Annotated in this window: 23 protein-coding genes and 1 pseudogene; 13 read left to right on the top strand and 11 right to left on the bottom strand. The window is 70.7% G+C overall.

The genetic code is table 11. The features are described from left to right. Positions 1 to 3: 3 nt before the first annotated feature. Positions 4 to 4,305 carry a polymorphic toxin-type HINT domain-containing protein gene (locus A3CE_RS52105; RefSeq protein WP_245589635.1) on the bottom strand — a complete coding sequence of 1,434 codons (4,302 nt, stop codon included), beginning with the start codon at positions 4,303 to 4,305 and terminating at the stop codon, positions 4 to 6. Between the two features lie 180 nt (positions 4,306 to 4,485). Between A3CE_RS52105 and A3CE_RS52100 the strand changes: the two genes are divergently transcribed. The 3 genes from A3CE_RS52100 (at position 4,486) to A3CE_RS58110 (ending at position 7,599) form a co-directional block, all read left to right on the top strand. Continuing rightward, on the top strand, positions 4,486 to 5,016 hold the full coding sequence (locus tag A3CE_RS52100; protein WP_020644711.1) for a hypothetical protein: 531 nt from the start codon (positions 4,486 to 4,488) through the stop codon (positions 5,014 to 5,016). A gap of 65 nt (positions 5,017 to 5,081) precedes the next feature. Beyond that, positions 5,082 to 7,004, top strand: coding sequence for an FG-GAP-like repeat-containing protein (locus tag A3CE_RS0134755; protein WP_020644710.1), 1,923 nt, complete (start codon positions 5,082 to 5,084; stop codon positions 7,002 to 7,004). A 130-nt stretch (positions 7,005 to 7,134) separates the two neighbouring features. Continuing rightward, positions 7,135 to 7,599: a hypothetical protein gene (locus tag A3CE_RS58110; RefSeq protein WP_026469148.1), complete on the top strand. Its 465-nt coding sequence runs from the start codon at positions 7,135 to 7,137 to the stop codon at positions 7,597 to 7,599. 522 nt (positions 7,600 to 8,121) lie between these two features. On the opposite strand, the gene A3CE_RS58105 is transcribed toward A3CE_RS58110, so the two are convergent. Then, a complete protein-coding gene (locus A3CE_RS58105) occupies positions 8,122 to 8,328 on the bottom strand; it encodes a hypothetical protein (protein ID WP_185839783.1) in 207 nt (68 codons plus the stop codon). Between the two features lie 176 nt (positions 8,329 to 8,504). Between A3CE_RS58105 and A3CE_RS60065 the strand changes: the two are divergent. After that, positions 8,505 to 8,747: pseudogene (locus tag A3CE_RS60065) on the top strand (arabinofuranosyltransferase AftB family protein); the annotation flags it as partial. A 191-nt stretch (positions 8,748 to 8,938) separates the two neighbouring features. On the opposite strand, the gene A3CE_RS57530 reads toward A3CE_RS60065, so the two are convergent. From A3CE_RS57530 to A3CE_RS56855, 4 genes are all read right to left on the bottom strand, one after another. Then, the gene (locus A3CE_RS57530) at positions 8,939 to 9,253 is read right to left on the bottom strand and encodes a hypothetical protein (protein WP_063714217.1); all 315 of its coding nucleotides are present in this window, start codon (positions 9,251 to 9,253) and stop codon (positions 8,939 to 8,941) included. Positions 9,254 to 9,301: 48 nt separating this feature from the next. Next, complete coding sequence (locus tag A3CE_RS52090) at positions 9,302 to 9,928, bottom strand: DUF4190 domain-containing protein (protein ID WP_020644708.1); 627 nt, start codon at positions 9,926 to 9,928, stop codon at positions 9,302 to 9,304. Positions 9,929 to 10,079: 151 nt separating this feature from the next. Beyond that, a complete protein-coding gene (locus A3CE_RS0134730; protein WP_020644707.1) occupies positions 10,080 to 10,649 on the bottom strand; it encodes a hypothetical protein in 570 nt (189 codons plus the stop codon). Between the two features lie 143 nt (positions 10,650 to 10,792). Beyond that, the gene (locus A3CE_RS56855; RefSeq protein ID WP_020644706.1) at positions 10,793 to 11,683 is read right to left on the bottom strand and encodes a WapI family immunity protein; all 891 of its coding nucleotides are present in this window, start codon (positions 11,681 to 11,683) and stop codon (positions 10,793 to 10,795) included. On the opposite strand from A3CE_RS56855, the gene A3CE_RS57525 reads away from it, so the two are divergent. Together A3CE_RS57525 and A3CE_RS0134715 are read left to right on the top strand one after the other, a co-directional pair. After that, positions 11,600 to 11,908: a hypothetical protein gene (locus tag A3CE_RS57525; RefSeq protein ID WP_169523887.1), complete on the top strand. Its 309-nt coding sequence runs from the start codon at positions 11,600 to 11,602 to the stop codon at positions 11,906 to 11,908. The genes A3CE_RS56855 and A3CE_RS57525 overlap by 84 nt on opposite strands. Before the next feature lie 140 nt (positions 11,909 to 12,048). Next, a complete protein-coding gene (locus A3CE_RS0134715; protein WP_376741592.1) occupies positions 12,049 to 12,753 on the top strand; it encodes a S1 family peptidase in 705 nt (234 codons plus the stop codon). A 69-nt stretch (positions 12,754 to 12,822) separates the two neighbouring features. Here A3CE_RS0134715 and A3CE_RS0134710 read toward each other — a convergent pair whose 3' ends face one another. Then, on the bottom strand, positions 12,823 to 14,469 hold the full coding sequence (locus A3CE_RS0134710; protein WP_020644703.1) for a class I adenylate-forming enzyme family protein: 1,647 nt from the start codon (positions 14,467 to 14,469) through the stop codon (positions 12,823 to 12,825). A 217-nt stretch (positions 14,470 to 14,686) separates the two neighbouring features. On the opposite strand from A3CE_RS0134710, the gene A3CE_RS0134705 reads away from it, so the two are divergent. The 5 genes from A3CE_RS0134705 (at position 14,687) to A3CE_RS0134685 (ending at position 17,525) form a co-directional block, all read left to right on the top strand. After that, positions 14,687 to 15,031, top strand: a complete 345-nt coding sequence (locus tag A3CE_RS0134705; protein ID WP_086856673.1) for a WXG100 family type VII secretion target — start codon at positions 14,687 to 14,689, stop codon at positions 15,029 to 15,031. Positions 15,032 to 15,049: 18 nt separating this feature from the next. Further along, positions 15,050 to 15,352 carry a hypothetical protein gene (locus A3CE_RS0134700; protein ID WP_020644701.1) on the top strand — a complete coding sequence of 101 codons (303 nt, stop codon included), beginning with the start codon at positions 15,050 to 15,052 and terminating at the stop codon, positions 15,350 to 15,352. A 100-nt stretch (positions 15,353 to 15,452) separates the two neighbouring features. Continuing rightward, on the top strand, positions 15,453 to 15,839 hold the full coding sequence (locus tag A3CE_RS0134695) for a hypothetical protein (RefSeq protein ID WP_020644700.1): 387 nt from the start codon (positions 15,453 to 15,455) through the stop codon (positions 15,837 to 15,839). Continuing rightward, positions 15,836 to 17,140, top strand: coding sequence for a WXG100 family type VII secretion target (locus A3CE_RS0134690; RefSeq protein WP_020644699.1), 1,305 nt, complete (start codon positions 15,836 to 15,838; stop codon positions 17,138 to 17,140). Before A3CE_RS0134695 ends, A3CE_RS0134690 begins: the two co-directional genes overlap by 4 nt. 13 nt (positions 17,141 to 17,153) lie before the next feature. Then, complete coding sequence (locus A3CE_RS0134685) at positions 17,154 to 17,525, top strand: WXG100 family type VII secretion target (protein WP_245589633.1); 372 nt, start codon at positions 17,154 to 17,156, stop codon at positions 17,523 to 17,525. Between the two features lie 157 nt (positions 17,526 to 17,682). Here the strand turns inward: A3CE_RS0134685 and A3CE_RS0134680 are convergent, their stop codons facing one another. The 4 genes from A3CE_RS0134680 to nadA form a co-directional block, all read right to left on the bottom strand. Next, complete coding sequence (locus A3CE_RS0134680; RefSeq protein ID WP_020644697.1) at positions 17,683 to 18,834, bottom strand: S8 family serine peptidase; 1,152 nt, start codon at positions 18,832 to 18,834, stop codon at positions 17,683 to 17,685. A gap of 64 nt (positions 18,835 to 18,898) precedes the next feature. After that, positions 18,899 to 19,792 carry a carboxylating nicotinate-nucleotide diphosphorylase gene (gene nadC / locus A3CE_RS0134675; protein ID WP_020644696.1) on the bottom strand — a complete coding sequence of 298 codons (894 nt, stop codon included), beginning with the start codon at positions 19,790 to 19,792 and terminating at the stop codon, positions 18,899 to 18,901. Then, positions 19,789 to 21,432 carry an L-aspartate oxidase gene (locus A3CE_RS0134670; protein ID WP_084641887.1) on the bottom strand — a complete coding sequence of 548 codons (1,644 nt, stop codon included), beginning with the start codon at positions 21,430 to 21,432 and terminating at the stop codon, positions 19,789 to 19,791. Before A3CE_RS0134670 ends, nadC begins: the two co-directional genes overlap by 4 nt. Continuing rightward, on the bottom strand, positions 21,429 to 22,442 hold the full coding sequence (nadA, locus tag A3CE_RS0134665) for a quinolinate synthase NadA (protein ID WP_020644694.1): 1,014 nt from the start codon (positions 22,440 to 22,442) through the stop codon (positions 21,429 to 21,431). Before nadA ends, A3CE_RS0134670 begins: the two co-directional genes overlap by 4 nt. A gap of 111 nt (positions 22,443 to 22,553) precedes the next feature. Between nadA and A3CE_RS0134660 the strand changes: the two genes are divergently transcribed. Together A3CE_RS0134660 and A3CE_RS0134655 are read left to right on the top strand one after the other, a co-directional pair. Beyond that, positions 22,554 to 23,186 carry an NUDIX hydrolase gene (locus tag A3CE_RS0134660; protein WP_020644693.1) on the top strand — a complete coding sequence of 211 codons (633 nt, stop codon included), beginning with the start codon at positions 22,554 to 22,556 and terminating at the stop codon, positions 23,184 to 23,186. Positions 23,187 to 23,330: 144 nt separating this feature from the next. After that, a complete protein-coding gene (locus tag A3CE_RS0134655) occupies positions 23,331 to 24,047 on the top strand; it encodes an LON peptidase substrate-binding domain-containing protein (RefSeq protein ID WP_020644692.1) in 717 nt (238 codons plus the stop codon). Positions 24,048 to 24,260 lie beyond the last annotated feature (213 nt).

Genomic DNA, 24,260 nt, shown 5'->3' with positions numbered 1-24,260 from the left:
CTCCTACGGACGCGAAAACTCAGGCTCGACATTGGTATAGTGACCGTATTCACCCGTGAGCTTACTCGTATCCACCTTGACGACGGTCAGACCATACTTGGCGCACTGCCGGCCGGTCCAGGTGTTAGCCGCCGCCTGTTCGTACGTCATGCCATTCCTGAGGTTCAGGTTGAACTCGTCGAGGTTGCTCGGCATCGACGGCACCCACTTCCCACTGAACGCTCGGACATTCTCCGGACCGAAGGCCCTCATGACCTGGGCGAACATGGTTGAGCCGCTCGGCGACAACGCCCCCTTTTCGATGGCCATCTTCATGACCCCGTCGTTCAGGTCGGCCATGACAAGGCCGCCGTCGTCTCCGTAGAAACGGACATACGAGTTGCACGCTGGATCGTTTGCGTTGTGCACCAGCACAGGCACATCGCCCGCCATCACGTAATACGTGTGCACCGCGTTGACGGTCAGGTTGTACGTCCTCGTGGCACCGGGGTGACGGTGATTGGACACGACGATCGCCTGTCCGTCGCCGGCCGTGTCGAGGAGTTGGCCGGGCGCAAGACTCGCCGCCTCGCTCCATGCGCGTGCCGTGGCGTTCCAGTACAGGTGTTTCGCTGTTGATTCGATGGTCTTCGTGCCGCGACTCGTGCCGATGGTGAGGCTGGTGAAGTCCTCGTCGTGGTCGGTTACGTGCACGGCTTCGACGAGATGCCGTTCCGGCACCGAACCAGGATCGGCGCCGGCGACGTGGTCACCCACTTCGATGTCCTCGATCGGCTTGGCGCGCCCATCAGCCATCAACACCTGAGAGCCCGCCACGAAGCTGTTACCGGCACACGTCGGGAACCGGTTTTCGTACTCCCGCGCGGCCTTGGCCAACTCGGCGCGCTGGATATCGGCCTGGAGCGCCATCTCCTGCACCTTGCCCAACTCGGCTGTGGCCTCGGCCGCAGCGGCGTTGAACAGCCCCTCACCGCGAGCCAGCGCCTCGGCCATGACCGCCGTCAGTTCCCGGGCTCCCCTCAAACCGAGTTCCGATTCAGCGTTGCCCAGGAAGGACGCCAGATCGCACTCGGGACACATCAGTGCCAGCAGACCCGCGAGCACGAGGCCGGTGACCGACTGACCGAGTTCCGAGTCCCCGTACGGCGCCGGGCCGGGCATGAACTCGGCGTTGAGCAGATTGCGGGAATCGAGGCAGTTGGCGAGCTCCACGGTGCCGGGCTCGTTCAGCTGACGGCACAGTTCCTGCAGGTGACCGATGATGCGCTGCTGGTCGGCGGGCGTGCCACTGAACAGCTTGATGCAGTCCTCGGTGTTCAGTGACTGCGTCACCCAGGCGGCTCGGTTGTTGCAGTCCCAAGTCCGCTGGTTGATCGCGTTCTGCTTCTCCAGCTTGGCCTTGTCGGCGACGCCTTGCCATGCCTCCTTGGCCAGGGCAGCGGCTTCCTGTGCGCCCTTGCCCGCTTCAAGCGCCGCGCTGTACGCGATGCCGGCCGAGATGGCCGCATCCGATGCGTAACCGGCGGCGGCAGACGCCGACCTCTGAGCCCAGGCCGCCGAAGCGGTCGCCTTGTCCGCCGAGATCGACGCCGACTTCGCTGCTGCGGCCGCCGTATTCGCCGACGCCTGAGCCTGTTGCGCCGACGTAGCGGCTTGGTTGGCGGCGTCACGAGCCTGATTGGCGTATGTGGTGGCTTGAGCTGCCGCGGCCTCCGCCTGGTCAGCGTAACCCTGGGCTTCCTGTGCTTTGTCCCGCGCCCGGGCGGCCGCCGCCTGCGCGTCGTTCGCGTCATGCGTCGCCGTCGCGGCGGCGGCCGCCGCCTGGGCGAGCAGGCCATCGATCGCCGCGTTGTGCGCCGCGGTGTTCTGGTCGCGCCGGGCCGCGGTGAACTGGCCGACCGTCAGGAACTCGTGCCGCAGCGTCGGCGGGCCGTCGATCGCGGCTTGCGCCGCCGCCATGACCTCGCGGGTGCCCGCGGTCCGCGCAGTTGCCATGATCTGGTTGACCTTCAGGTCTTCGTCGGAGTTCAGCGCGGTGTACTGCCCGGCGTCAAGGAACGCCCGCAGCGCCTGGTCGGTGTTCTGGTCCAGAGCTCGCTGCGCCTGCTGCACCACGACCGTCCGGCCCGCCGTTCGGGCCGCGGCCATGAGCTGGTTGACCTGCAGCGAATCGTCGGTCATCCGGCCCGGGTAGTCCCGGCTGCGCAGGAAATCCCGGACGGCGGCGTCCGAGCCGGCCAGCGCGTTCGCCGCCGCGGCCTTGAACCCCTCGGTGCCGGTTTCGCTCAGATCGCCGAGGATGACCCGGTCGTCCTGGCCCGCGGCCGCCGCCAGGCCGGACGTCATGAAGTCGACGACCTGGTCGTCCGAAGCGGTCAGTGCCGCAGTGGACGCGGCTTTCGTCCACGGACCACCGGCACCGGCCAGGTGGAGCGCGACCTTCCTGGCATCGGCGAGCACGGTCGCACGGCCGGTGCCCACGGCGGTTGCTTCCGCGATCAGCCGGTTCGTCTCCGCGTCCCACGTGCTGGCCTGGTCAAGATCCCACCGCGGCGGAATCGTCCGGTTGGCGTACTCGTCAAGAGCAGCCTTCGCCGCGTCGTCGGCCTGCTGCCCGGCCAACGCGATACGGTCGTCATCCGCCTTGCGCGCGTTCTGCGCGATCTGCGCGGCCTGGTTGGACGCATTCACCGCCGCCGTCGCCGCCGCCGTAGCGGCATTCGCGTGCTGGGTCGCCTGCTCCGCTGCGTTCGCTGCATTGCCCGCATGGGCGGCCGCGTCGAGGGCGGCCAGTTCAGCGTTGTGCGCGTCTGTCGCGGCCGCATCTGCGGCAGCGGCAGCCTGGCCGGCGGCCTCGGATGCCTGATGCGCCCACGATTGGGACGCGTTGGCCGCGGCGGTGGCGCGATCAGCCTGCGCCCGGGCACGGGCCGCGGCGGCCTTCGCCTGCCGAGCGTCCGCACCCGCCGCGGCCGAGTTGTTCGCGGCATCAGTGGCCGCGTCGGCCGCTATCCGGGATTGCGCCGCCGCGTCCTTGGCCAGACCGCCCGCCGTTTCCGCTTGCTGAGACACGGTTCTCGCGGAAGCCGCAGCGTCTCGCGCGGAAGCCGCGCTCACTGACGCGTCGTGCGCGACCTGCGCGGCTTGCTTGGCGGCGGCGACCTTGTCCCTGTCGCCAATCGCCAGCGCGGCCGCGTCGTACGCGCGAGAAGCAGCTTGGCCGGCCTGAGACGCCGCGGTGGCGGCACGCGCCGCGGCGACCGCAGCGGTGTGCGCCGCGTTCGACGCCGCATTCGAGGCCGTGACCGCCTGCCGCGCGGTCATCGCGGCTTGGTCAGCGGCGTAGGCCGCGCGAGCCGCCGCATCCGTGGCTTGCTCGACGTGCCCCTGGGCGGCCGCCGCCGCGTCCTTCGCGGCCTGGGCCGCCTTCTGCGCCGCAGCCGCCTCGGTCACGGCGAGATCGGACTGACGTTTGGCCACATCGGTTTCGGTCGCAGCTTGCTGCGCGGCGGCCTTTGCCGTCGCGGTCAGCTGGGTGATCGAGGTAGTTTCGGCGTCACGTGACTGCGCCACCGGCAGGTCGATGGCCAGGAACTGGTTCAGCGCGTCGAGAGAGTTCACGTCAAGCACCTGCTGCGCGACCTTCTTCACCTCAGGCCCGCCGGCCGCCATGATCTGGTTTACCTTGAGTTCCTGGTCGATCCGGAACGGAACCTGCCAACCGCCGTCCAGGAATGCCCGAAGCGCGTCTTCTGCGTTGGCGTCAAGCGCCTTCTGCGCCGCCTTCTTGACTTGCGGGCCACCAGCGGCCATCACCTGGTTCACCCGCAGATTGAGATCGATGCCGTGAGGAGTAACCCATCCGGTGTCGAGGAACGTGTTCAGCGCGGCGTCGGTGTTGGCGTCCAGCGCCTGCTGAGCCGCGTTCCTCGTAGCTGGGCCGCCAATCGCCATCAGCTGGTTGACCTGGACGTCGAGATCGATCGAGGCGTCGAGGTCTTTCTGCGTGGTGAGGAATCGCGTGATGTCGGCGTCCGTGCCGACCAGTGCGGCCGCGGCGTCGCGTTTGGTTGCCGGGCCGCCGAATTGCCAGAGGCGGACGACCTTCGCGCGGTCGCGCTCGGGCGATGCGGCCACCGTCGCGGCGGCTCGCGGTGTTGCCTGGGCTTGCGGAAGCGTGGACATGCCGCCGGTCAGGGATACGGTCAAAATCGTGACCAGGGCAGCACGAAACCGCCGCCTCACCGCGCGCATTTTTTGGATTCCCCCCTGCTGGACCCTCAAAAACGAGGCCTCGGGCCCCATTTTCCCAGCTCGAACGTTAACAACCCGGAGACTTCTCCTCAACGGCCAAATGGCCGTGATCAACGTCACAACGGATGCTCACCATTGATGCCCTAGCCTCACGACGTCGGGCAGCCTCACGCGGAAATGTCCGATTTGCGGCTAATGTCGGCTTGAATAATCAATTATCAGGGGGAATTCATGCGCGCGCTTTATCGAGCGATTCTCGTCGCTGCGACCGCGGGCATCGCAGGAATCACCGGGGTCGTCGCGGCGCAGGGATCCGAGACCGGGGCGGCAGACCAGCAACCGTCCGCCGTCGAAGACTTCTCCTACCCCGGTGCGGCAAAGATCCTCACCGACGACAACGTGCAGCTCATCAGCGGCGACGGGCATATCGTGTACGCACAGTGCCCGAGCGGGCAGGACACCGTCGGCGTGATCCAGGTGACGACAACGGAACTGGTTGGCTCGTCACACAACGGCCACGTCTGTTTCAAGGTCCTGGGTACCAGCGGCGAGCTGACCCTGAAAATCCCGGCCGTCTACTCCATCCGCTCTGACGGCCTGTCACCCACCGGACAGGGACACAAGCTCAAAGCCTCACTGACCACCGACGCAGGCGTGCACTCGAACGTCGACATCCCGTCCTACGGAACCACGCAGGTCGGTGTCGGAGCGGACCCGAGCGGCAATCCCACCACGCTGCTCGAACTGGTCGCCACGTCCTGACGTCGTCTGCGGCGCGGTCGGTTCCGCGCCGCAGAACCGATGCTGTTCCAGAGAGGGGGAACCTCATGATTCAGCGCACCAGACGTGCCGCGGCGCTCGCCGCGGCCATGCTCATCGGTGGTCTGGTGACCACCGTCCCGGCCCACGCCGTCTCCGGTGGTACCACCGGGACCTCCGGGTTCGCCGCCAAGATCACCGCCGACGGTCGTGCCTGCAGCGGAGCACTCGTCGAGCCGACGCTCGTCTTGACTGCCGCCAGCTGCTTCCCTGAGAACCCACAGGGCGGCGTCCCGGCCAAACCGACCACGGTCACCGTCGGCCGAGCCGACCTTGCGACCACCGCCGGACACGTCGCGAAGGTCGTCAATGTGATCACGCGAACCGATCGCGACGTGGCATTGGCAAGGCTCGACAGCACAATCACCGATGTCACACCTCTGCCGCTCAGTACTGCCGCGGGGACTCCGGGAGTGTCCGAGAGCCTGTCGCTCGCCGGCTGGGGCCGGACCGCCGACGAGTGGGTCCCGAACCAGGTGCACGCCGCGACGTTCACCCCGTCGGCCAATACCGCGACGACCCTGTCACTGACCGGCGCGAACGGCGCGGACGCCTGTCAGGGCGACGCAGGCGCGCCGATCGTCCGCCAGAACGGCACCGTGGCCGCCGTCGTCACCACGTCCTGGCAGCATGGCTGTCTTGCGGAGGCGGAAACCCGGCAGGGTACGACCGGTGCCCGGGTCGACGACCTCAGCGGCTGGATCCGCAGCCAGGCGATCATCGGCACCGCGAAGGCGGTCGGCCACGGCGTCACGCTGTCCTGGACTCCGCTGGCTGCTTCCGACGATGCGACCTACTCCATCTATGCCAGCTTCACCGGTCCGGCGACCAACAGCGCGGCGCAGCTCATCGGTACCACGAAGGCGACCACGTTCCTGCATTCGGCCACGGCCCGCAAAACGTGGTCATACCTGGTGGTGGCCTCGGCCGGTGCGGCGAGCCCGCAGTTCACCGCCACCACCGGCGCGCGGTCGCTGACCGACTTCACCGGTGATGGCAAGGGTGACATCGCCACCTTCGTCCGCGGCACCGACGGCCACGTCTACGTCGCGGCTTCCGACGGGAGCAAGTTCGTCGGCAACAGCGTGTCGTGGCACGACCGGTTCTCGATCGGTGCCGAGATTCCCCTGTCCGGTGACTTCAACGGGGATGGCAAAGCCGACGTGGCGACCTTCAGCCGCGGCAGCGCCGCCGACGTCTACGTGGCACTCTCCGACGGGACGAAGTTCGACGGGAACGGCGTGCTGTGGGACGACTACTTCGCCGCCAACAGCGAAATCCCCGCCATCGGGGACTTCAACGGCGACGGCAAAGACGACATCGCCACCTTCACCCTCGGCACAACCGGTGACGTCTACGTCGCCCTCTCCGACGGCACCAAGTTCGGCGCCAGCTCGGTATGGCACGGCGACTTCGGGTTCAACGCCGAACTGCCCTACATCGGCGACTTCAACGGCGACGGCAAAGACGACATCGCCGTCTTCACCCGCGGCACCGGCGGCGACGTCTACGTCGCGCTCTCCGATGGCACCAAGTTCGTCGGCAACAGCGTGAAATGGCACGACAACTTCGCCTTCAACGACGAAATCCCCGCCATCGGGGACTTCAACGGCGACGGCAAAGACGACATCGCCACCTTCACCCGCGGCACCACCTCCGACGTCTACGTCGCCACCTCCGACGGCACCAAGTTCGTGGGCAACAGTGTCAAGTGGCATGACCACTTCGCGGCGGGCAGCGAAATCCCCGCCGTCGGCGACTTCACCGGCGACGGCAAAGACGACATCGCCACCTTCACCCGCGGCACCACCTCCGACGTCTACGTCGCCACCTCCGACGGCACCAAATTCGTCGGGGACAGCCTCAAATGGCACGACGCCTTCGCCTACAACAGCGAAGTCCCGGCGCCACGAGCGATCACCGTCCTGTAGAACCGACGGGTCCGGGCTGGAAGTCTCCCGGCCCGGACCCGTCTCCCGAGGCAAGTAAGCTCGCGCCCAGCGGCGGATGATCATCCCGGGCCGCGCACTTCGCCCCTTGGGCACGAGGAGCTTCCTGCAGATGAGCACGACCGTCGCCGACGAGTCGCCCGTCGAACTCACCACGCCCAGCCGCCACCGGCCTCGAGCCTGGAACTGGCTCGTGCTGGGACTCACCGTCGCCGTGTTCGCCGTGCTCGCCTGGAACCGGCGGTGGATAAGCGACGACGGCCTGATCGTCCTGCGCACCGTCCGCCAGATCCTCGCCGGCAACGGACCCGTGTACAACGCCGGCGAACGAGTCGAATCCAACACCAGCACCCTCTGGACCTACCTGCTGGCCGCGTTCGGCTGGATCCCCGGGCTGCGCCTCGAATGGCTCGCCGTGCTCCTCAGCCTGTTCTGCGCCACCGGTGGCCTGTCCCTCGCCCTCGACGGCACCCGCCGCCTCACCGGCTCCACGCTCGTCGCGCCGCCGGCGCGCTCGTACTCATCGCCCTGCCGCCGTTCCGCGACTTCGCCACCTCCGGCCTCGAAACCGGCCTGATCACCCTCTGGCTGGGCACCACCTGGTGGCTGCTCGTCCGCCACGCGCGCCACACACCCGCCGCCCCGGTCTGGGTCACCGCACTGGTGATCGGCCTGGGCGTGCTCGTCCGGCCGGACCTGGCCCTGTTCAGCGCCTTCCCCGGCGCCGGACTACTGGTCCTGGAATGGCGAGGCTGGCGCCCCGCCCTGCGGTGGGTGGCCACGGCCGCCGCCCTGCCCGTCGCCTACCAGATCTTCCGGATGGGCTACTACGGCCTGCTCACCCCCAACACCGCCCTCGTCAAAGAAGCATCCGACGCCCTGTGGGACCACGGCTGGGACTACCTCACCGACTTCGCGACCCCCTACTACCTGTGGATCCCCCCTCATTCTCTGCGCGCTCCTCGCCGGGCTGTGCCTATGGCACACCAGGATCGACCGCGCGATCGCGACCGTCGTGGCCGTGCCCCTGCTCGGCGGGGTCGCCCTGGCCCTCTACGTCATCCGCGTCGGCGGCGACTTCATGCACGGACGAATGCTGCTACCCGCACTGTTCAGCCTCCTGCCCGTCATGGTCGTCCGGCTCACCAAAACCACGATCCTGCCGGTCATCGCCCTCGGCATCTGGGCCGTCATCGCCGGAACATGGCTGCGCACCGGCTACACCACCGCCGACAAGCCCATGGACCAGATCCGGCGCATCGCCGACGAACGCGCCAGCTACGTCGCCGCCAGCCACCACGAACACCCCATCCTCGCCGAAGACTTCGACGAATTCACCGCCGTCACCGCCCCCTCAACACCATCCTCTCCACCCGGCCGGAACCCGCGGTCCTCGTCCAGACCGAACAAGGCGAATGGCACCGCTACCCCACCACCAACGGCCGCACCGTCTCCAGCTTCTACAACATCGGCGGCCCCGGCATGCTCCTGCCGCTGGACATGTGGGTCCACGACCCCATCGGCCTCGCCAACCCCATCGCCGCGCACACCACCCCCCTGCCCGGCCGCCGCATCGGCCACAACAAATACGCCCCCAGCGCCTGGGAAGCCGCCGTACAGGCCCGCGAAACCCCAGCCGAACTCACCCGCTACGGCGACTTCAACCCCGACGCCATCGAGGCCATCCGCGGCATCTTCGCCTGCCCACCCAACCGCGAAATGCTCGACTCCGTGCAGGCACCCCTCACCTTCGACCGGTTCTGGCACAACCTCCTCCACGCCGCCGGACGCACCGGCCTCCGCTACGACCACGCCCCCCCCCCCGCAACGCCCAACACTGCGACTGACCCGGGCTTCGGGAACCGGTTACCGGCTTCGACGGCGGGGAACGCTGGTATCCCGGCGACCCAGTGGAGTCAGTCCCAGGAACGCGCGACCTCCACGAGCTCACCGACGAACTCGCGGACGGCCTCGCCGTCCGGGCCCGGGAACCGGGCCGCCACGGCCGGCGCCAGCGGGCCACGGATCAGGTCCAGGACCTCTTGCCGCTGCGCCGACGTCAGGTCGCCGAGGTCGAAGGTGCGGAAGCCGTGGGTGGAAGCCGCCCGGAACCGTTCCGCGACGTCCTCGTCGGTGACCGCCTCGGCTAGGTGGTCCAGGACCCAATAGTAGACACCGCTGGACGCGATCCACCACTCCGGCGAGCCGGTCAGCATCAGGTTCCCCGACATCACAACCCTTCCGTCGCGGCAATCACGGCGCAGCCGGGCTCGCACACCTCATCGCGCGGGTCCGGTCAGCTCGGCGGCGAAGTGGTAGTAACACACCGCGCGGTGCTTGCCTTCGTTCCACGTCGACGTCGTCGGGGTCACCACCTGGACGCGGACGCCGGACAGCGGACGAGCGCCGGCCTCGCACCGGGCCAGGGTGTCCGGGTAGACCCGGGCGATGTCGGGCATCGGGCCTTCGCCCAGCGGGAGCACTTCGAACGCCTCTCCGTTGTGCCGTTCGGTGCAGGACGCACTCAGCACGTCGGTGTCGCCCGAAGCCGGCGGGGACCAGAAGCACTGGCCTGCCGTGAGATCGAGTCCATGGACCACACCGTCGGGCAGGTGTCCCCCGGCTTCGCGCCGCTGCTGCCACCACGCCGTCCCGGTGCCGATCTGGTAGGCGAGCACGCCCATCCAGCCGGCGAAGGCCACCAGCCCGCAGATCACCAGCACCGTTCCACGCTCCCGGCGTTTCCTGATCCGGTGGATCGCGACGGCGCCGACCACCGGGGCGATCAGCCCACCGAGCAAACCGGACACGAGCGTCGCGATCGCGTAGCGGCTGACCGGCTGACGGCGGAGTTCGGCGCGCATCAGCTCGTCGAACAGTTCGGGATCGTGCTGTGGTGCTGACATGCTCCACCCTCGTGGCATCGGCTCGCGGAAACGCCGGTGCGGCGAACGGAAGGGTTCGAAGCCGGCCCGGCTCAGCAGGGTATCCGGAGATTGGCGCAGTCCGTGACCCGCCACTCTTCCCGGCAGATTCCGGAAAGGGCGGCGGCCCGGTTCACGGCAGTACGGAGTGCACCGGAAGCCAGCTCGAAACTGTGGCGGCCGACTCTCCGTCCTCGAGGTGCTCCCGCAGGTCGAGCGAGAGCCAGATGAGCTGCTTGAGTTTCCGCAGGCGCAGGATCTCCGGCTTGGGCAGCCCCGTCCACCCGGGGGCGAGCCGCGTCGCCTCGGCCAGCCGGTCCGGCGTGACCTCGGCGATCACCTGCCGCACGACCCGGTCGGCGGCGAGCGGGGAGTCCGGCAGCGAAAGTCCCGAAGCGGCCAGCGCGGACGCCAGCCCTAGCCGGCGGGTCAGCACTTCGTGCCGGCCCATCAGTCCCCTTTCCTCGAGGAAGGAAAGCACTTCACCGGCCGACCGGAGAAACCGGCCGGCGTCGGCCGCGGGCAACCGCTCCCCGGCATCTTCCGGATGCCGGAGCCGGCTCACCAGCGGCATCGTCAACGCCTGGACCACGCCCAGCCACGCGCTTTCCCCGGCGCCCGCCGGCAACCGGCCACCGGCTTCCCACCAGCCGAAGCGTTCCGCCGGCGACAGCGCGTCCAGATCCGCGACATCGGCGACCATCAGAAGTGGATCCCCACCTTCCCGAACGTGACCCGGCGCTGAACTGGACATGGCACCCGGCGGCGACGCCTCCGGTCGTGCAGTTCCGGGAAGGGCGGCGGCGGCGGTTCACGGCCATCCGGCGTACACCGGCCGACCGGACGTCAAGGCTTGCCGACGACCGGGTACTCCGCCTCGATCGCGGACAGCGCGTCCAGGATCCCCGGCAGTTCGGACTGGTCGAGATCACCGACGCGGAAGGACAGCTTGTTGCCCGTCCCGTGCCCGTCGATGGCCAGCCCTTCGACCTCCACCTGCCCGGATTTGGCCACGGTGACGGTCAGGTCGAGCCAGTCCTCCATGGACTTCAAGCGTGCGACGCCGCCGAAGTCGTCGTACGCCTTCGACAGCTCTTCCCGGAAGCCGCGCAGCTCCTCGGCCCGCAACCCGGCGGGCACCCGGGCGGTGAACCCGCCCACGGCGACGTCGACCGGGCTGAAGAGCCAGTTGCCGTCCCAGAAGTCGGTGGCACCGATGTGCATCCGGCCCACCACCGTGATGACGACGCGGTCACCGGTCTTCGACCCGATGGTCACCGATGACGTCTCGTCGCCGTCGCCGAAATCACTCACTGCAAGATCACCGTCACCCCTGTCGTTGAGGATGACCTTAACGCGGCCCGTGGAACCCGGATTGGCGATCTCCGCTTCGACTACGGACGGCGGCACGCCGCGCGGGGCGGGGTAGTTGTCCTTGTAGAACTCCTTGTACTTCTCGGGGTCCTTGAGCTTGTCACCCTGGGCCGCGACCCGGCGGTTGAACCTCGCCTCCAGCTCGGCCATCACCTCGGCTGTCCGGGGCGCCATCCGTTCCAGGGCGTGTTCGGTGAACCACCGGCCGTTGCTGCTCGTGTCCGAAACGGCGAGGGCGCTGGCCCGGTTGTCCTGCTCGGTGGCGGAGGCCAGCCCGGCGTGCAGGAACTGCTTCAAGCCCGTTTCGTTGCTGCTCAGGGCCGAGGCCGCCGCGGTCTGGGTCCGGGGTCCGCCGCTCTGCACGAGCTGGACCGCGGCCTTACGGATGTCCTGTACGGCCGGGGCAGTACCGGGACCAGCCCGTTCAACGGCCAGACCGGCCCGGTGCTGCGCTGGTACCGCTACTCCGACAACACCGGAACGTGGGCGCCGTCGGGTCCGGACCGCATGGGGGTCACCATCGGTTCGGGCTGGAACACGGAGATCCACGTGACGTCCGCGCCGGATTCCTGCAAGCTGAGCGGCTGACACGGCCCGCTCCCGGGGCGCGCGTCCCGGAGCGGGTTACCGACTTCGGTAGGTTCCGAAAATCCTTCACGGCTCTTACGTTGGGCTGGTCGTCCCGTTCGGGACGGATATCCGGATCACCTGGGCCGAAGGGCATTTACATGCGAATGTCGAGGGCTGTTGCCGCGGTGGGGGCTGCCGCCGCGGCGCTGAGTCTGGTCTCAGCGGGGGTTGCGGACGCCCAGCAGGACATCATCGGCGGGAGCACGGTCTCCTCCGCGCCGTGGGGCGCCCAGATCTACTGGAACAACGTGACGACGTACGGCGGTTTCGAGTGCTCGGGGACGATCATCGCCCCGCAGTGGGTGCTCACCGCCCAGCACTGCCTGAACTCGCCGGGGATGCACGTCAAGGTCGGCAACGTGACGCTCCAGCAGGGCACGAACGCCACCGTCGACCAGCAGAAGGCGTCGCCCAACGGCGACATCGCGCTGCTGCACCTGACGACGGCGGTGAACACGACGTACATGAAGCTCGGCACCGGCAACCCGCCGACCGGGTCGACCAACCAGATCTACGGCTGGGGCCGCACGCAGGGCAGCAGCCCGCCGTCGAGCACCCTCAAGACCGCCAACGTGCGCGTGACGGGCCTCAGCTCGGACGCCTTCGGCGGCACGGCGATCGCCAGCAAGGGCGTCAACGGCTCGGCGTGGCACGGCGACTCGGGCGGCCCGGAGCTCTACAACGGCGTCCAGGTCGGGGTGTGCTCGACGGGCAGCAACTCCGGTTCGAACACGCAGGGCACGCAGAACTACGCGAGCATCGCCTCGAGCCGCAGCTGGATCCGCACCACCGCCGGCGTCTGAGGTTCGCTTCCGGTTCGTGAAGGCCACCTTGAGGAACTTGTAGTTCGGCAAGGTGGCCTTCACGAACTTTCAGTCCATAATGGACGCGCGGAGTGCTGCCTTGTCCGGCTTGCCCGAGGGGGCCACGGGGATCGACGGGACCACGCTGAACCGCGCCGGGACCGCCGCCTCCCCCAGCTCGGTCGCGACCGCCTTCCGCAACGAGCCGAAGTCCGGCTCCCGGCCCGGAACCGGGACGACGAACGCGTGCGCCGCCTCTCCGGTCAGCGAGTCCGGCACCGCCACGACGTAGGCCTGGTCGACGTCCGGGTGCGCCGCGATCGCCCGCTCGATCGGGCCGGTGTAGTGGATGATCGCGTTGACGATCACGACGTCTCGCGCGCGGCCGGACAGGTGCAGGTACCCGCCGGTGTCGACGAAACCGAGGTCCTGGGTCCGCACCCAGCCGTCACGCAGCACCTCCGCCGTCGCCGCGGGATCCCGCCAGTAGCCCGCGAACGCCGACGGCGTGCGGACCCAGACCTCGCCGTCGCGGACGTCGATTTCGACGGTGTCACAAGCCTTCCCGACCGAGCCGACGCCCTCGCCGGCCCGGCAGATGGTCAGCATGCCGGTCTCGGTCTGCCCGTACGCGTGGTGCATCGCGGGCCCGATCCGCTCGGCCGCCTCGGCGAGCGTGTGCGGCGGCACCGGCGAACCGGCCACGATCAACGTCCGCGGCCCGCCCAGCTCGACCTCCGAGCCGCGTAGCACGTCGAGGATCTGGTGCAGCCGCGGCACGGTCGTCAGCGCCGCCGTGATCCCCAGCCGCGGCAGCACCCACGGGAAGTCCGGGAGCTCCTCGGGGATCACCGCGGTGCCGCCCGCGAACAGGCACACCGCCAGCTGCTCGACCATCACCGCGCTCGCCAGCGACCCGAACAGCAGGAACCGCCCGAACCCCGCCCCCAGCCGCTCGTGGGCCGAACCCGGGACCGGCGGCCGCCACACCCGGCCTTCGGTCAGCGCGCGGTAGTCGTACGCGACCCCCTTCGGGACGCCGGTGCTGCCGCTGGTGAACACGACCGTCGCGATGTCGCCGGGCTGCCCCCTCGGCACCGGCTCCGCGTACGCCGCCGACAGCAGATCCCCCACCGGCAGCACCGGCACCCCGGCTTCCCACGGCTCGTCGGTGATCAGCACGTCGACGTCACCGAGGATGTGCCGCAGCTGGGCCTCCGGCAGCCCGGCCCGCACGGCGACCGCGCGGGCGCCGAGCACGTGCGCCGCCACCAGCGCGGCGAACCCCTCCGGCGTGACGCCGGTGGCGATGCCGACGCCGTCACCCGGGCCGAGCCCGGCGGCCCGCAGGCCGGCGGCGAACCGGCCGATCAGCTCCCGCAGCTCGCCGCGGGTCGTCACCCGCGACCCGCGTTCGAACGCCGGAACCCCCGGGGCGCGGCGCAGCTCGTCCAGCAGTGCCTGCGGGTGGACCATCTCGACCGCCTTTCGCCGGGGGTCCCGGTCTACCGGGCGGATCTCAGAATTTCGGCAGAAACCGGCGGACGCGGTGCGCGCTGGGCCTGCCGGCCAGATCGGCACGTTGACGAGCGTGCGATCATCGACCAGCAACCCCAGCAGCGACGTCGCGCACAGCACCCCCATCGCCCCGGCGAGCACCACCGGCGGGCGGTGCCACGACCGGCGCGTGACCAGCGGATTTCCGTTGTCTGCCATGGCATACAGCCTGGCGCCGCCGAGGCCTGCGGGCACTGGAGCGCGCCCCCGTCCGCCGGGTGGAGCGGGCCCTGCCGCCGCGCTGTGGGTAATAGTGCCGTCAGTGCGACCGGCAGTTGTGCCGTTTGACCACACAGGCCTCTTTTCTAGCGTGACTTTCACACCGCGCGGACCACCGCGCCAGGCGAATTCGCTTCAGGAAGGAGGTGGCCCGTCGATGTCCAGTCCGGGATTCCAGGCAGATTCCGCTGCCATGACGCGCGCCGTCCAGGGTTTCGAGGAAACCGCGACGAACGCCAAGTCCACGATGGCCAGCTTGGAGTCCGAGCTGACCGAGGCCCTGCGCAACTACAAGGGTGACCAGGCCGTCGCGTTCTGGGACCTCCAGCGGCGGCTGCAGGAGAAGATGACCGTGGCGGTGAAGGAGCTCGACACCATGTCGCAGCTCGTCCACACCAGCCACCAGAACTACGGCCGCGGCGACGCCGACGTCCACCAGAGCTTCCAGGGGGTCGGCAACTCCCTCGAGGGCTCGGGCGTGATCCCCCGCCTCAACCCCTGACCCGAGAGGACGCCCACCATGGCCGACGTCGTCGAAATCAACTTCGCCGCGCTGCAGCACAGCTCGGCATCCCTGGCCGCCAAGGCCAAGGCGCTGACCTCGCAGCTGGAGCAGCTGCACCAGAACCTGCAGCCCATCACCGCGACCTGGTACGCCTCCGGCAGCTCCGCCGGTGACGCGGCCCGCCAGTCGGAGACCCGGCTGCGCCAGGCCACCGCGGACATCGTCGCCATCATCGCGCAGTTCGGCGGCAAGGTCGGCGAGGCCCACGACCTCCAGCAGTCGCTGGAGAACCGCAACCAGGGGCTGTTCGCGGGCTGATCCGCGCCCAGACGCCGGTCGGCCAGTGCGGGAACCCCCCGCTCGCACCGGCCGACCGGCTTTCCCTTCCGCGTTCGTGCGACAAGAGAGCCGGGATCCGATGCACGACCAGTCGTACTACGTCCACCTGCAGTCGCTGAAGGACTTCGTGCGGGAGCTGGAGACCCAGATCCACGCGATGGCGAAACCGAACGACTTCCTGCTCACCCTCGGCGAGGAGCCGCTGTTGTTCGGCGAGTTCGGCGAGGCCGGGTCGCTGGCCGACGCCCACCGCGCCGCCGTCTCGGAGATGCAGGGCCTGCTCGACCAGGTCCGCAGCGCGATCGGGTTCGCCCAGGACGTCACCACCACGGTCGCCGACGGTTACCAGAACGCCGACCAGGTGGTGGCCGGGGACCTGCACGCTTCGGGGGCCGTCACCGGCCTGCTCGACCCGGTGCTCGGCCTGCTCGGCTCGGGTGACAGCGACGGGAGCCACAAGGGATGACGAACACCGCGCACACGAACTTCGCCGCGTACAGCCACCAGCAGCTGTACGCGATGCTTCAGGCGGGCGACCCGAACAGCGCGCGGCACGCCGCCGACAAGTGGAAGTCCGCCGCGTTGCACCTGCACGAGCAGGCCCACAACCTGAACTCGGAGCTGACCGAGTTCAAGGAGCAGTGGACCGGGGGCGCGGCCGAGCAGTACCAGCGGATGATCGTCGACCTCGCGAACGGCATCTCCAAGGTGGCGCAGACCGCCGAGGGGATGAACGTGATGCTCGGCGACGCCGCCGACGCGCTGGTGAAGGCCAAGAAGGAGATGCCGCCGCCGGTCGCGGTGCCGGACGTCTCGCCCGCCGACGTCGCGCTCGCGGTGAACCCGCCGCTGCTGCCGCCGGACGCTTCGCCCGCCGTCGTGCAGGCCGCGGCGCAGCAGCGCCAGCAGGCCATCGCGAACGTCGAGGCGCAGCAGAGCGCCGCGAACGCCGCGGGATCGGCGCACGGCAAGGCCGTCGTAGTCATGACCGAGCTGGCCGGCGAGTACACGGTCGCCGAGGAGTCGATCCCGGCGTCGCCGAACGCGGTCCCGGTACCCACGACCCCGCCCGCCGGTGGTGGCGCGGGGAGCGTCGGATCGCCCGGGCTCGTCGGCAACGGCATGTCCGGTCCCGGCGTCATCGTCACGCCGTCGGACGGGCACCCGCTGCCTTCGACGAACATGCCGCGGCCGCCGGGGACCACGGTCCCGACGTCGAACCCGCTGTTCGGCGACATGTTCACCGCCGGGCTCGCCGCGGCTTCGGCCGCCGCGTTCGGCCGGTTCGGCTCGATCATGCCGAAGGTCCCGTCGTGGGCGACCGGCAAGGATCCCAAGGACAAGAAGGACGAACCGGCCGGCACGAAGCTCGGCGGCGGTGCCGGCGTCGAAGGCGGGGCCGGGGGCGGCATCCCGATCGGCGGCGGCGAGGCGCCGTCGCTCGGCGGCGGCGTCCCGGGCGGCGGTGGCGGTCTCGCGATCGGCGGCGGCGCCGAGGCACCCGCGGCGCACTCCGGCCTGGCCGGCGACGGCGGCGCGGGCAACGCGCTCAGCGGACTCGCCGGCGGTGCGGCCGGAGCCGCGGGCGCGGCCGCCGCCAAGGGCGCGATGCCGATGATGCCCATGATGCCGATGGGCATGGGCGGCGGCGGCGAGATGGGCTCCGGACGGCGGATCCCCGCCTGGCTGGTGGAGACGGAGAACGTCTGGGGGCAGTCGGCCCCGGTCGCGCCGCCGGTGATCGGCGAAGAGCCGGACGCGTACTGAGGGGAGTGGCCCGGTGACGGCTGCTGGATACCGCGTGGCCCCCGCCCGCCTCGACACGGCGGCGGGGCAGTTCGGCTCACGCGCCGACGTGCTTTCCCCGGTTCAGTCCGCGGTGGCGGCTTCGAAGGTCCCCGCCACGGCGTTCGGCCAGGTGAGCGAGTCCGCCGCGGCGGCGAAGACGTTCGAAAAGACCATGACCGAGCTGGCCTCCGAACTCGAGTCCCACCTCACCCGGCTCCGAAAAATCCAAAGTGGACTGACAACGTCCGCGGCCGGCTACCGCAGCGCCGACGCCCAGGTCGCGGCAATGTACCGAGCCCTGTCCCGCGAGATCGGTCTCCCATCACGCGAGTTCCGTCCCCGATCACGCGAATCCCGGCCCTGATCACGCCAACCGACCCTCCAGGTAAGCGAGTCGTCCGTCCAGGTACGCGAGTCGTCCGTCCAGGTACGCGAGTTCGCCGTTCCGGTACGCCGAACTCGCGTGTTCAGAGACGGAACTCGCGTGATCGGGCCCGTATCTCGCGTGATCGGAGGGTCGGTTACGGGGTGAAGCGGGAGGGGCGCCAGCCCCGGCGGCGGGCGCGGCGGACCGCCGCCACCGTCACTCCGGCGGCTGCCGCGAGAGCCACGCCGGCCAGCGCGATCACGCCCGCCGCGACGTCCGGCGGATGGGGTGCGGGGGCCGCGGCCGGGACCACCGCAGGCGCCGAGGGAGGCGCGGCAGCCGCGCCGGGACCGGCGACGTCGGCGGGCAGGGTCGAGGAAACCGCCGCGTAGGCGTCCAGGACTCCCCAGCCCAGACGCGGGTCGTGGCCGCCGGCAGGCGGGCGGTGGGCGGTGAGCGTGAGCCGGGTGACGACCTGGTCGCCGGTCAGGTCCGGGTGGTAGGCCCGCACCAGGGCCGCGACGCCCGCGACGTACGCCGCCGCGAGCCCCGGGTCGGTGACCGGCCAGCGGTGCGCGACCGCGCCGCCCGCCCCGGCCGACGTGCTGACCAGGTCCGCGCCGGGCGCGGCGACGCCGACGTAGTCCCCCGCTTCGGTCTGCACCGGCTCGCCCGCCGCGTTCACCGAGCCGACGGCCAGGACGCCGGACGTCGCCGTCGGGTACGTCCGCGCGCCCTGCTGGGTCGCCGACGCCGCCGAGACGACCACCGCCCCGGCCGCCCGGGCCCGGGAAATCGCCCCGGACAACGCCGGGCTGTCGGAAACCGCGGGGACGGCGATCAAAACCACGCGCGCTTGCCGGTCCACCGCCGTGTCGATCGCGTCGGCCAGCGCGCCGGGGTCGCCGTCGCCGGACGGCGTCGAGCGGATCGGCAGCAGGTGCGCGCCGGGCGCGACCCCGGCGAACGTCGTCGACGGATCCGGTTGCGCGCCGACGATCCCGGCCGCGATCGTGCCGCGGCCGTCGCAGTCGGACCGCTCGGTACCGGCCCCGCCTTCGAGCTGCCCGGGCGCGAACTGGCCGTTCTGCCCGTCGACGCCGGTGCCGAGCACGGCCACCAGCTGGCCCTCACCCCGCGTCAACGGCCAAAGCCGCGCGGGGTCGATCAGGCGCTGCCCCCACGGGACGGCGCCGCCGTACGTGCCGGACGGGTTCGCACACTGTGCTTGCGGAGAAGCGGCAGCGGACGCGGACAGGCCGAGCGCGACGAGGCCCGCGACCGTGAGCGCCGCCGGAACCCGCACCCGATCCTCCCCGGGAAACCCCAGAACGGAAACAACTTCCGCCAGTTTACCCGGGAAAGGCCGTTCAGCGAAGGTCCATGCCCAGATCCAACGCCGGCGAAGAATGGGTCAGCCCACCCACCGAAAGATAGTCCACACCGGACTCGGCGTAGGCCCTACCACGGTCGAGGGTGAGCCCACCAGAGGATTCCAGCCGCGTCTTCGGCGAGACTTCGTCGCGACGCGCCACCGCCTGGCGGCACTCTTCGGGGGTGAAGTTGTCCAGCAGCACCTCGTCCGCCGCGGCGGCGAGCGCTTCTTCCAGCTGCGCGAGCGTGTCGACCTCGACCTCACAAGCCAGTTCCGGCGCGTGCGCCCGGGCCGCGGCGAGCGCCGCCGTCACCGAACCGGCGGCGACGACGTGGTTGTCCTTGATCAGCACCGCGTCGCCCAGCCCCAGCCGGTGGTTCACGCCGCCACCGCGGCGGACGGCGTACTTCTGCAGCAGCCGCAGCCCCGGCAACGTCTTGCGGGAGTCCCGGATCGCACACCCGGTACCGTCCACTTCGGACACCCACGCGGCCGTCGCGGTCGCCACCCCGGAGAGGTGGCACAGCAGGTTCAACGCCGTGCGCTCGGCGGTCAGCAGCCCGCGGACCGGGCCGCACAGCACCAGCGCCGGCTCCCCCGCGACCAGCCGCTCGCCGTCTTCGCGCCCGGCCAGCACCTCGTACCCCGGCCCCAGCACCACGTCGAACACGGCGAGCGCGACCGGCAGCCCGGCGATCACACCGGTGGCGCGCGGAGTCAGCTCCGCCACCGCGGTCGCGGAAGCGGGCACGGTCGACGCCGTCGTCGCGTCCGGCCCGTACCGCAGGTCCTCGCCGAGCGCCGTGGTGACCACGCGCTCGACGTCGTCGACGTCCAGCCCGGAGGCGGCGATCAGGCGGCGGACCGGTTCGGAGATCGGGAACGTCATGCCACGCCCTCCAGGGGGATCGGGCCGGCCAGCACGGGCTGGCCGGACGGGCTGAGCCGGATGTGCTGGCTGCGCCGCCAGCCGTCGTCGCGCGTCGGGAAGTCGGACCGCACGTGGCAGCCGCGCGACTCGGTGCGCCGGACGGCCGCGGCGAGCAGCGCCTGCGCCACCACCGTCAGCGCCGCGTCCTCCACCGCCGCGTGCGTCCACAAGGGACTGTCCTGAACGGACAGATCGAGCACCGAACCGGCCGCCGCGAGCCCGTCGGCGTCGCGGCCGATCGCGGCGTACCGGCTCATCACGCGCTGCAGCGAATCGCGCTCGGCGGTGGGTGCGGTGGTCCACGACGGCAGCCGCCCGCGCGAAGGATCGGCCAGCAGCCCGGCCGCGAGGTCCGCCGCGACGGCCTCCGCGACACGCTGCCCGACGACCAGCCCTTCGAGCAAGCTGTTGGACGCCAAGCGGTTCGCGCCGTGCAGGCCGGTCCGCGCGACTTCGCCGGCGGCGTAGAGCCCGGCCACCGACGAGCGTCCGTCCACAGTGGTCACCACGCCGCCGCACGAGAAGTGCGCCGCCGGCGTCACCGGGATCGGGTCGACGGCCGGGTCGAGGCCCAGCGCCGCGCACGCGGCGAACACCGTCGGAAACCGCCGGGCGAACCCGGCGATCGACGTCGCGTCGAGGAAGACGTGGTCGCCGACGCCGCCCGGCGCCGTCGCCATCCGGCGCGTGATCGCCGCCGACACGACGTCGCGCGGCGCGAGGTCGCCGAGCGGGTGCACCCCGTGCATCACCGGCAGGCCGGCGCCGTCGACCAGCGTCGCGCCCTCGCCGCGCACCGCCTCGGTGACCAGCGGGCAGCGGCCCCGCGCCCCCGGCGTGTAGAGCACGGTGGGGTGGAACTGGACGAACTCGATGTCGGCCACGGTCGCGCCGGCCCGCAACGCGAGCGCGAGCCCGTCACCGGTGGCGATCTCCGGGTTCGACGTCGCCTGGTAGAGCTGCCCGATCCCGCCGCTGGCCACCAGCACGGCCGAAGCCCGGACCACCCCGGGCACGCCGTGGCGGTCCAGCACGGTGACCCCGGCCACCCGCCCGCCCGGCGTGCGCAGCGCGTCGACGGCGATGTGGTGCTCCAGCACCGGCACCCCCGCCTGCCCGGCCTGCGCGACCAGGGCGCGTTCGACCTCGGCGCCGGTCGCGTCGCCGCCCGCGTGGATCACGCGGAACGCGCTGTGCCCGCCCTCGCGGCCCCGCGCGAGCAACCCGGAAGCCGCGACGTCGAACTTCGCGCCGTCCGCCCGCAGCCGGGCGACCGCGGCCGGGCCGCCGTCGATGATCGAGCGGGCCGCCACCTCGTCACACAGGCCCGCACCCGCGGTGAAGGTGTCCTCGGCGTGCTTCGCGACGGAGTCGTCGAGGTCGTGCTGGTCCGCCAGGACCACCGCGACGCCGCCCTGGGCCCAGCGCGTGTTGCCGTCCGTGACGGCCGCCTTGGTCACCACCAGGACGTGCAGCCCGAGGGCCTGTGCGCGCAGCGCCGCGGTCAGGCCGGCGACGCCGCTGCCGATCACGACCAGGTCGGCCCGAGCTTCCCAGACCGGGGTTTTCGCCCGTGGGTCATTAACCGGCGGCGTCATTCGCCGCCGCCGGGCTGCCCGATCTCGATCATCCGCCGCACCGAGGCGCGGGCCTTCGCGGCCGTCTCGAGATCGACGTGGACCTCGTCGAGGCCCTCACGCAGGCAGCGCAGCAGCGCGGCGGGCGTGATCATCTTCATGTACCGGCAGGACGCGCGGTCGTTCACCGCGCGGAAGTCGATGCCCGGCGCGGCCTTGCGGAGCTGGTGGATCATGCCGATCTCGGTGGCCACCAGCACCGTCTTGGCCTTGGTGTCGCGGGCCTCGTGGACCATGTCGCCGGTCGAGAGGATCTTGACCCGGTCCGGCGCCACGGCACCCTCGCCCGCCAGGTACAGCGCCGACGTCGCGCAGCCGCACTCCGGGTGGATGAACAGGTCGGCGTCCGGCTCCTCGGCCGCGCGGGCGGCCAGCTCGGCGCCGTTGATGCCCGCGTGGACGTGGCACTCCCCGGCCCAGATGTGCATGTTCTCCCGGCCGGTCACGCGCTTGACGTGGGCGCCGAGGAACTGGTCCGGAAGGAAGAGAACCTCCTGGTCAGCGGGGATGGAGGCGACGACGTCGACCGCGTTGGACGACGTGCAGCAGATGTCGGTCTCGGCCTTCACCTCGGCTGTGGTGTTGACGTAGGAGACGACCACCGCGCCCGGGTGCTCGGCCTTCCAGGCCCGCAGCTGGGCGCCGGTGATGGAGTCGGCGAGGGAGCAGCCGGCCCGCGCGTCCGGGATCAGGACGGTCTTCTCCGGCGAGAGGATCTTCGCGGTCTCGGCCATGAAGTGCACGCCGCAGAAGACGATGGTGGACGCGTCGCTGCTCGCCGCGATGCGGCTCAGCGCCAGCGAGTCGCCGGTGTGGTCGGCGATGTCCTGGATCTCCGGGACCTGGTAGTTGTGCGCGAGCAGGACCGCGTCGCGCTGCTTCGCCAGGCGCCGCACCTCCTCCGCCCAGGCCGCGTTCGCCTCGACCCCGCCGAACGGGGTGAGGCCTTCCGGAACCAACGTGGTGGTCATCTGGCCCTCCTGGACCTGTCTCCGGTTTTCGCCTTATAATCGAAAACCGTGCGAAGTCATCTTAACACCCAGACCCCCCTCGCCCACGAGGTTCTGGGAGCGGTCCTGCAAGTGCGCTCGGACACACTCCGGGTGCTGCTGTGGCGGCGCGCGCTCGACCCGCACCTCGGCCGCTGGTCCCTGCCCGGCGGCCGGCTGCGCCCCGACGAGGACGTCGAGACGTCGATCCGGCGCCAGCTCGCCGAGAAGGTGGACGTCCGCCAGCTCAAGCACGTCGAGCAGCTCGCGGTGTTCAGTGACCCGCACCGGGTGCCGGGGCCGCGTGTCGTCGCGACGGCGTTCCTCGGGCTGGTCCCCTCCGACGTCGACCCCGAGGTGCCGGAGGACACGGAGTGGCACGACATCGCGAAGCTGCCGCGCACGGCGTTCGACCACGAGGCGATCGTGCTGCGCGCCCGCGACCGGCTGCGTTCGAAACTCTGTTACACCAACCTCGGCTTCGCACTGGCCCCCGAGGAATTCACGATTTCCGCCCTGCGCGGGCTGTATTCGGCGGCGCTGGGCTACCGCGTTTCGGCGACCAACCTCCAGCGCGTCCTGTCCCGGCGCGGCCTGCTGCTCCCCACCGGCCACACGGCCGCCCCGGGCCGCTCCGGCGGCCGGCCGGCGGCGCTGTTCTCCTTCGCCGGCAAGGGCATGCAGATCACCGACCCGTTCGCCGTGTTCAGGCCACCGAACCGGTGACCCACCCGGTATTCCGGGGGTTCGGGTGGCGGAGCCCCCGACCCGGGGCGAAGCCCCGGTTGTCACCGCTTCCGGGGGGCCAGGTGGCCGAGCCCTGGCCGGCACCGTGCTGCGCCCGGCCCGTTCTCCCCTTACGGTGGACGCGTGAGCGAGCCGGAACCGGAAAGTGAAGCGACGACGACGATCCTGCCGTTGTTCCCGCTGCAGACCGTGCTGCTGCCCGGCACCAAGCTCCCGCTGCACATCTTCGAACCGCGGTACCGGCAGCTGACCGCGGACCTGGTCGGCGGGACCGTGCCGGGCCGCGAATTCGGCGTGGTCGCCCTGCGGTCGTCACTGACCCGCGAAGTACGTGGTCTGGACCAGTTGCACGAGGTCGGCTGCAGCACGGTGCTCCGCGAGGCGAAACGCCTGCCGGACGGCCGTTTCGACGTCGTGACGGAGGCCCGGCGCCGCTTCCGCCTGCGCGACCTCGACTGCGTTTCGGCGCCGTACCTGATCGCGTCGGTGGAGTGGGTCGACGACGACCCGGTGGCCCCGTCCGGCGACATGGCCGAGAGCCTGGCGGCCGTGGCCCGCGCGGCCCACCGCCGCTACTGCGAAACGGCGTGGCGCAGCGACGACTGGAACACCCCCGACGCGGACACCACGCTCACCGAACTGGCCTACGCGCTGGCGGCGGACTGCCTGCTGCCACTGGAGGACCGCCAGCGGCTGCTGGAGGAACGCCACCCGCTACGCCGCCTCCGCATCGCGTGCCGGCTCCTGACCCGGGAGGCGGGCTTCCTGAACACGCTGGGCGCGGTGCCGCTACCCCCGGGCGAGCTCACCGACCTCAGCCGCCCGGCCAGCTTGAACTGACGCCGACGCCGCGTGGCGCCTTGACGTGCGCGGGAGCGGCGGGGGAGGTCTGGGCGGTGCGCAGGTCATGCCTCAGCGTGCCGGACCCGTCCGGAGAGCTTGTTTCCGGAGTCCGGCCCCACAGAGCAGGCCCCACCCGTCCCTGGGGGCTGACCCCGGTCCAGTCTATCGGCCCCCACCGGCGAAACCCGCGGCGAAGCGAGAATCCGGCGG

Origin of the sequence: Amycolatopsis balhimycina FH 1894, assembly GCF_000384295.1 — a bacterium.
GTDB classification, from domain to species: Bacteria; Actinomycetota; Actinomycetes; order Mycobacteriales; family Pseudonocardiaceae; genus Amycolatopsis; species Amycolatopsis balhimycina.
The sequence above is the reverse complement of the archived record's forward strand: the minus strand, read 5'-3'. Positions and strand labels throughout refer to the sequence as shown.

What these genes read in the sequence shown, in the direction of transcription:
- A3CE_RS52105 (WP_245589635.1), bottom strand. Translation starts at nt 4,305, where the DNA reads ATGGGGCCCGAGGCCTCGTTTTTGAGGGTCCAGCAGGGGGGAATCCAA.
- A3CE_RS52100 (WP_020644711.1), top strand. Translation starts at nt 4,486, where the DNA reads ATGCGCGCGCTTTATCGAGCGATTCTCGTCGCTGCGACCGCGGGCATC.
- A3CE_RS0134755 (WP_020644710.1), top strand. Translation starts at nt 5,082, where the DNA reads ATGATTCAGCGCACCAGACGTGCCGCGGCGCTCGCCGCGGCCATGCTC.
- A3CE_RS58110 (WP_026469148.1), top strand. Translation starts at nt 7,135, where the DNA reads ATGAGCACGACCGTCGCCGACGAGTCGCCCGTCGAACTCACCACGCCC.
- A3CE_RS57530 (WP_063714217.1), bottom strand. Translation starts at nt 9,253, where the DNA reads ATGTCGGGGAACCTGATGCTGACCGGCTCGCCGGAGTGGTGGATCGCG.
- A3CE_RS52090 (WP_020644708.1), bottom strand. Translation starts at nt 9,928, where the DNA reads ATGTCAGCACCACAGCACGATCCCGAACTGTTCGACGAGCTGATGCGC.
- A3CE_RS0134730 (WP_020644707.1), bottom strand. Translation starts at nt 10,649, where the DNA reads ATGGTCGCCGATGTCGCGGATCTGGACGCGCTGTCGCCGGCGGAACGC.
- A3CE_RS0134715 (WP_376741592.1), top strand. Translation starts at nt 12,049, where the DNA reads ATGCGAATGTCGAGGGCTGTTGCCGCGGTGGGGGCTGCCGCCGCGGCG.
- A3CE_RS0134710 (WP_020644703.1), bottom strand. Translation starts at nt 14,469, where the DNA reads ATGGCAGACAACGGAAATCCGCTGGTCACGCGCCGGTCGTGGCACCGC.
- A3CE_RS0134705 (WP_086856673.1), top strand. Translation starts at nt 14,687, where the DNA reads ATGTCCAGTCCGGGATTCCAGGCAGATTCCGCTGCCATGACGCGCGCC.
- A3CE_RS0134700 (WP_020644701.1), top strand. Translation starts at nt 15,050, where the DNA reads ATGGCCGACGTCGTCGAAATCAACTTCGCCGCGCTGCAGCACAGCTCG.
- A3CE_RS0134695 (WP_020644700.1), top strand. Translation starts at nt 15,453, where the DNA reads ATGCACGACCAGTCGTACTACGTCCACCTGCAGTCGCTGAAGGACTTC.
- A3CE_RS0134690 (WP_020644699.1), top strand. Translation starts at nt 15,836, where the DNA reads ATGACGAACACCGCGCACACGAACTTCGCCGCGTACAGCCACCAGCAG.
- nadC (WP_020644696.1), bottom strand. Translation starts at nt 19,792, where the DNA reads ATGACGTTCCCGATCTCCGAACCGGTCCGCCGCCTGATCGCCGCCTCC.
- A3CE_RS0134670 (WP_084641887.1), bottom strand. Translation starts at nt 21,432, where the DNA reads ATGACGCCGCCGGTTAATGACCCACGGGCGAAAACCCCGGTCTGGGAA.
- nadA (WP_020644694.1), bottom strand. Translation starts at nt 22,442, where the DNA reads ATGACCACCACGTTGGTTCCGGAAGGCCTCACCCCGTTCGGCGGGGTC.